Here is a 4,946-nt window from a genome sequence, read left to right as displayed (position 1 = left end):
GCCAAAGAATAAATGTCCGGAAAACAGCGCCAAACGAAGCCAACTTGCCGACAAGCACAAAACCAACAAGCCGAGGGAGCAAAGAAAAGATGCAACCAACTGATTTGACGTGATTAAACATAACGCCCGCCTAAGGGGCTGGCAACGCATTACCACTAAACTCAAACACAACAACCGTAACCACCGCGGTTCAATGGGACTGGAAACGCCACGCGTTGACAGTCCCTTTGAGGCGTTTGTTAGCTTCGTAGCCTATTGTTTCCCAATAACTTTTAAACACCTTTGCTTGAAAGCGATTTTACGAAAAAGCATCACGCAAACACACGTCCAACGCCAAAAGCTGTGAAGTTAGCTGCCAAAACTTAAAACGCTCAAGGCTAAGTTGGCCACGGTTAAGAGTCCGCGACAAAGAAAGCACACTTTCAGCGATGATGCAGCCTTTGTGAAACCAAACTTTCCGTGTGGAGCATCCAACAAAATGGAAGCATCGAAGTTTGTTAGCTTACGGCGGCTTTGAAACTGCTGAAATTTCAATACGCTCTACCAAATCAACATCAGGCAAAACTCAAAAGCTAAATTGTGCAACTTGAACGCTAAAAGCTGAATCTTCAGAATAATTAAACCCAGACTTTGATGAATTTTGCTTCAAGAAGCTAACGCCCTGCTAAGGGGTGAGCAATGCACTGCAAAAGCTACCGCACACCACCTTAATTACAAAACTCCCCGCATGCTAAAAATGCCACGCATTGCGAATCCCTCTTAAGCAGTTTGTTAGCTTAAATTTCAGCACCTTAGATTTGCCAAAACTGAGATTAACCCGATTTGGAAAACCAACAAACCACCTGAGATTTAAAACCCGAATTGACTCAAACTTTGTGGCCTTTCATGCGATTTGAAAACTCGAAAATTTTGATAACTCATTTTCGGAAAACTCAAAGCGAAAGCAAAACTTCCAAAGCGACTTTGCGCCAAACTGGCTAACCTCGCACGATCCCAAAACTCAATTGAGGCAACGGCTCAAAACTCGCGTTGGCAAACAATGCTGATTTGCCGAGAAACCGGAACGAGCTGCCAAGGGAAGAAAAAACAGGCTGCAATCAATTGATTTTCATTGTTTTAAGCTAACGCCCGCTTAAGGGGCAGACAACGCTACTACCAACTTTCCGCATAACACCGTAATCACAAAAACCAACGCATAGTTAAAATGCCACGCGTTGGCTGTCCCTCTTGAAGCGTTTGTTAGTTGCCCTCACCCCAATACCAGTGCTAACATTCGTACACACAACCAAGGAGCTCACCATGGATACTAGAATTCAATTTCGTGTAGACGAAGAAACAAAACGTTTAGCTCAACAAATGGCTGAAAGCCAAGGTCGAACTCTTAGCGATGCTTGCCGTGAACTCACTGAACAATTAGCTGAGCAGCAACGCAAGGCATTATCTCACGATACATGGTTAACTGAACAAGTGAATCAAGCATTTGAGAAGTTCGACTCAGGAAAAGCAGTATTCATTGAACATGACATCGCCAAAGCACGAATGGCTGAACGTAAAGCTAAAATCCGAAATCGAGGCCACGCATGATTTTCTGGGAAGAAGCATCTCTCAATGATCGAGAGAAAATTTTCGAATTTCTTTACGACTTTAACCCAACCGCAGCTGAAAAAACGGATGAGCTCATAGAAACAAAAGTTGAAAATTTGCTTGAGCAACCACTAATGGGTGTTCAGCGTGATGGTATTAGAGGCAGATTGCTTATTATCCCTGAGATATCAATGATTGTTTCGTATTGGGTTGATGGTTCTAAAATTCGAATAATGCGTGTACTACATCAGAAACAAAAATTTCCAAACGACTGATTTGTTGCTGATTGGCAACTAACGCCCGCCTAAGGGGCTGGCAACGCATAACAACCAAACTCAAACACAACAACCGTAACCACTACGGCTCATTGGGACTGGAAACGCCACGCGTTGACAGTCCCTCTTGAGGCGTTTGTTAGTTTGCGTGCCAAAGTGACACAAAGATTGCTTATTGAACACTTTAACGCCATAATGCCCATGTGACAGTTTGACACAACAGGAGATAAAACTATGGCAACGACTTTGCCTCGCATCACCGCTAGAGTTGATGTCGATACTCAAGATTTACTCGCTAAGGCTGCTGCTCTTGCTGGCATGTCTAGTATTAACTCATTTGTTTTGAATGCAGCAATCGAAAAAGCAAAACAAGTCATTGAACGTGAGCAAGCTCTAAAGCTTAGCCAAGCTGATGCCGTATTGCTGATGGAAGCTCTTGATAATCCAGCGGTAGTAAATGCAAAGCTCAAATTGGCATCCGAACGTTATGAGAGCAAAACTCAATGATGAATACGGTACTTCTCGATAAAGATAAGCACGATAGGAACCGTTTCAATTGTGGCATTGAAGCCCTCAACAATTACTTAAAAGTAATGGCGAGTCAGCAAGCCAAAAAAGACAACACCAGAACCTTCGTTTTGGAAGATGACAATAATAGTGCTTATATCATCGGCTTTTACACTCTGACTTTGACACCCATTGATTTGAAAGCCTTGCCCGACAAGTTACAAAAGAAGCACCAATCTTCAACCTCTGGAGGGCTCATTGCTCGTTTAGCTGTCGACGATAGATACAAAGGAAAAGGTTTTGGTGAGTGGCTACTCATTGACGCTCTCAGAAAGCTACTCGCAGCCAGTGACAGCGTAGCGTTCCCTGTTGTGATCGTTGATGCCAAAGATGGTGCAAAACATTTCTATGAGCGCTATGGGTTTCAAGCGTTTCAAGATGCCGAAAACAAACTCTTCATCACCATTGCTGATATCAGAGCAAGCTTAGGCTAGTTATCCACTACCTTTAGCAAACTAACGCCCGCCTAAGGGGCTGGCAACGCATTACCACTAAACTCAAACACAACAACTGCAACCACCGCGGTTCAATGGGACTGGAAACGCCACGCGTTGACAGTCCCGCTTGAGGCGTTTGTTAGCTTCGTAGCCTATTGTTTAGCAATAACTTTTAAACACATTTGCTTGAAAAATATTTTACGCAAAAGCATCACTCAAACACACGTCCAACACCAAAAGCTGTGAAGTTGGCTGCCAAAACTCAAAACGCTCAAAGCCAAGTTGGCCACGGTTAAGAGTCCGCGACAAAGAAAGCCAGATCACAGCGATGATGCAGCATTTTGTAAAACTAAGCTGACCGCGCTGAATGTCCAACAACACTGAAGCATCGAAGCTTGATGGGTTTCAGCGACTTGAAAACTGCTTAACATTCAACACTTTCTACCAAATCAGCATCAGGCAAAACTAAAAAGCCAAATAGTATTACTTGAACGCTAAAAGCTGATTTTTCAGAACGATTGAGTTTGGATTTTGATGATTCCAGCCTTTAAGAAGCTAACGCCGCATTAAGGTGTGAGCAGCGCTCGCCTATACTTTGAGCGAAGCGAAAACGGCGAGCGTTGCGAATCACTCTTAAATGCTTTGTTAGAACTTTATAGCTCACGTGCATGAAAGTACTGACCGTGAGTCTTCGTAGTTTGTACCCAGTCAGCAATGATTACTTTAAAGCCTTGTGTTTTGATTTTATTACCAATTTGTTCCAAGTAGTCTGTGTTCATTGGGAATACACCTAACCTCAAGACCTCCAAGCCAAGCTTAGTTACTTTGTAAATTTCAAACTGGGCTTTTTTACTACTACTTTCATGAGTAAATCGGAGAATTTTATTGTTATGGAAAAGGACTTGCTCATATGAATCAGCAATGCGGGTACCTAGTGTAAGCTGTAACCCACCTCCTTTGACACCACTTAGAATACCAATATCTTCCATTTCTAAAAAGTAACTAAAATCCAACCCTGCATCTTCAATGGCTTTAACTTGGTAAAAACTATCTGAAATAGCAAAAGGCGCAAGCCTAGATATTTCATGAGCCTCTGATTTAGAGATGTTTTTAATAAACTCAAGGGTTCTAAGTGAATATGAACCCGGACTAGCCAACTCACCAGCTAAAGCTTTAGCCCATAGTCTTTGCAAGTCTTCTGAACTGATTTTTTCAACACTATCTCGCCAGCGAGCAAACCAATCGGAATCTAAATCCTCTTCACTTCCCTCAGTGTAATTATTCTCTAATTCTTCTTCTGCAAACAAAACCGCCTTGGTTACATTGATCTGTTCTTGAATATCTCTAGCTTGGCGAGTATGAAGAGTATTATCTCGTAACTCCTCAATTGAAAAGGTTGGTTCGATTCGACCACTTCTCAATGCCAAAACAGAAGTTTCGTTATCAGAAGCTTCCAAGGGAACAAGTTTACGGTCTTCCGTAAAAACTTTTCTTCCCGCTTTTATGTCTGCCACATCAATTTCTGTTTGTGCAAGCATAAGCAACTCATCTCGTCGAGCATCAACATTTGCTTTTCCTTGCCTACGAGTTTGCCAAGGTGAAGCCAGAGAACCAACACCCTCTCTAGCTACCGTATCCCATAATTTACCTAATAATTTTTCGCCAATCATATACCACCTCATGACTATAATTGGATGTGAGTTCTAACGCCCGCTTAAGGGGCAGACAACGCTACTACCGAGCTTCCGCATAACACCATTATCACAAAAACCAACGCATGATAAAAATGCCACGCGTTGGCTGTCCTTCTTGAAGCGTTTGTTAGCCGATTTTCAGATCTAGCTTGAAATTACGAATAATCTTTTCATCCAAACAGCTTCGTAAAAACTTATTCATTTGTGTCATGTCATTAGAAGAGTAAAAATCGAGCATGAGCGTATTAAACTCTTGCTGACGTAGTGACTTCAGCGAATGCCTTGGCATCATTGGTGTTGCCACTCAGTGCTTGCATGTAAACAGGAATACCTGCTTGGTTTTCACAGATGAGTTCAAGCACCACTTGGTTAAGCTCTGGCCTATGATC

At 42.5% G+C, this 4,946-nt stretch carries 6 protein-coding genes and 2 pseudogenes; 4 read left to right on the top strand and 4 right to left on the bottom strand.

All coding sequences use genetic code 11. The annotated features are described in order from the left end of the window. Positions 1-298: 298 nt before the first annotated feature. Positions 299-480 (bottom strand): annotated as a pseudogene (locus tag UF06_RS23940) (DUF645 family protein). Between the two features lie 819 nt (positions 481-1,299). Here UF06_RS23940 and UF06_RS06615 point away from each other — a divergent pair. The 4 genes from UF06_RS06615 (at position 1,300) to UF06_RS06600 (ending at position 2,860) form a co-directional block, all read left to right on the top strand. After that, a complete protein-coding gene (locus UF06_RS06615; protein WP_045569736.1) occupies positions 1,300-1,584 on the top strand; it encodes a type II toxin-antitoxin system RelB/DinJ family antitoxin in 285 nt (94 codons plus the stop codon). Then, positions 1,581-1,859, top strand: a complete 279-nt coding sequence (locus tag UF06_RS06610; RefSeq protein WP_045569735.1) for a type II toxin-antitoxin system mRNA interferase toxin, RelE/StbE family — start codon at positions 1,581-1,583, stop codon at positions 1,857-1,859. The genes UF06_RS06615 and UF06_RS06610 overlap by 4 nt, the downstream gene beginning before the upstream one ends. A gap of 234 nt (positions 1,860-2,093) precedes the next feature. Beyond that, the gene (locus UF06_RS06605; RefSeq protein WP_000246253.1) at positions 2,094-2,366 is read left to right on the top strand and encodes a DUF1778 domain-containing protein; all 273 of its coding nucleotides are present in this window, start codon (positions 2,094-2,096) and stop codon (positions 2,364-2,366) included. Further along, positions 2,363-2,860, top strand: a complete 498-nt coding sequence (locus tag UF06_RS06600; protein WP_045569734.1) for a GNAT family N-acetyltransferase — start codon at positions 2,363-2,365, stop codon at positions 2,858-2,860. The genes UF06_RS06605 and UF06_RS06600 overlap by 4 nt, the downstream gene beginning before the upstream one ends. Positions 2,861-3,061: 201 nt before the next feature. Here the strand turns inward: UF06_RS06600 and UF06_RS06595 are convergent, their stop codons facing one another. The 3 genes and pseudogenes from UF06_RS06595 to UF06_RS23920 all read right to left on the bottom strand — a co-directional run. Continuing rightward, positions 3,062-3,244: a DUF645 family protein gene (locus tag UF06_RS06595; RefSeq protein WP_045569733.1), complete on the bottom strand. Its 183-nt coding sequence runs from the start codon at positions 3,242-3,244 to the stop codon at positions 3,062-3,064. A 272-nt stretch (positions 3,245-3,516) separates the two neighbouring features. Further along, complete coding sequence (locus UF06_RS06590; protein WP_045569732.1) at positions 3,517-4,533, bottom strand: DUF2806 domain-containing protein; 1,017 nt, start codon at positions 4,531-4,533, stop codon at positions 3,517-3,519. A 151-nt stretch (positions 4,534-4,684) separates the two neighbouring features. Beyond that, positions 4,685-4,834: pseudogene (locus UF06_RS23920) on the bottom strand (cell filamentation protein Fic); the annotation flags it as partial. Positions 4,835-4,946: the final 112 nt, after the last annotated feature.

Source organism: Vibrio sp. S234-5 (genome assembly GCF_000960595.1).
Lineage (GTDB): Bacteria > Pseudomonadota > Gammaproteobacteria > Enterobacterales > Vibrionaceae > Vibrio.
Note: the sequence above shows the minus strand (reverse complement) of the source record. Positions and strands in the feature narration are given on the sequence as shown.

What these genes read in the sequence shown, in the direction of transcription:
- UF06_RS06615 (WP_045569736.1), top strand. Translation starts at nt 1,300, where the DNA reads ATGGATACTAGAATTCAATTTCGTGTAGACGAAGAAACAAAACGTTTA.
- UF06_RS06610 (WP_045569735.1), top strand. Translation starts at nt 1,581, where the DNA reads ATGATTTTCTGGGAAGAAGCATCTCTCAATGATCGAGAGAAAATTTTC.
- UF06_RS06605 (WP_000246253.1), top strand. Translation starts at nt 2,094, where the DNA reads ATGGCAACGACTTTGCCTCGCATCACCGCTAGAGTTGATGTCGATACT.
- UF06_RS06600 (WP_045569734.1), top strand. Translation starts at nt 2,363, where the DNA reads ATGATGAATACGGTACTTCTCGATAAAGATAAGCACGATAGGAACCGT.
- UF06_RS06590 (WP_045569732.1), bottom strand. Translation starts at nt 4,533, where the DNA reads ATGATTGGCGAAAAATTATTAGGTAAATTATGGGATACGGTAGCTAGA.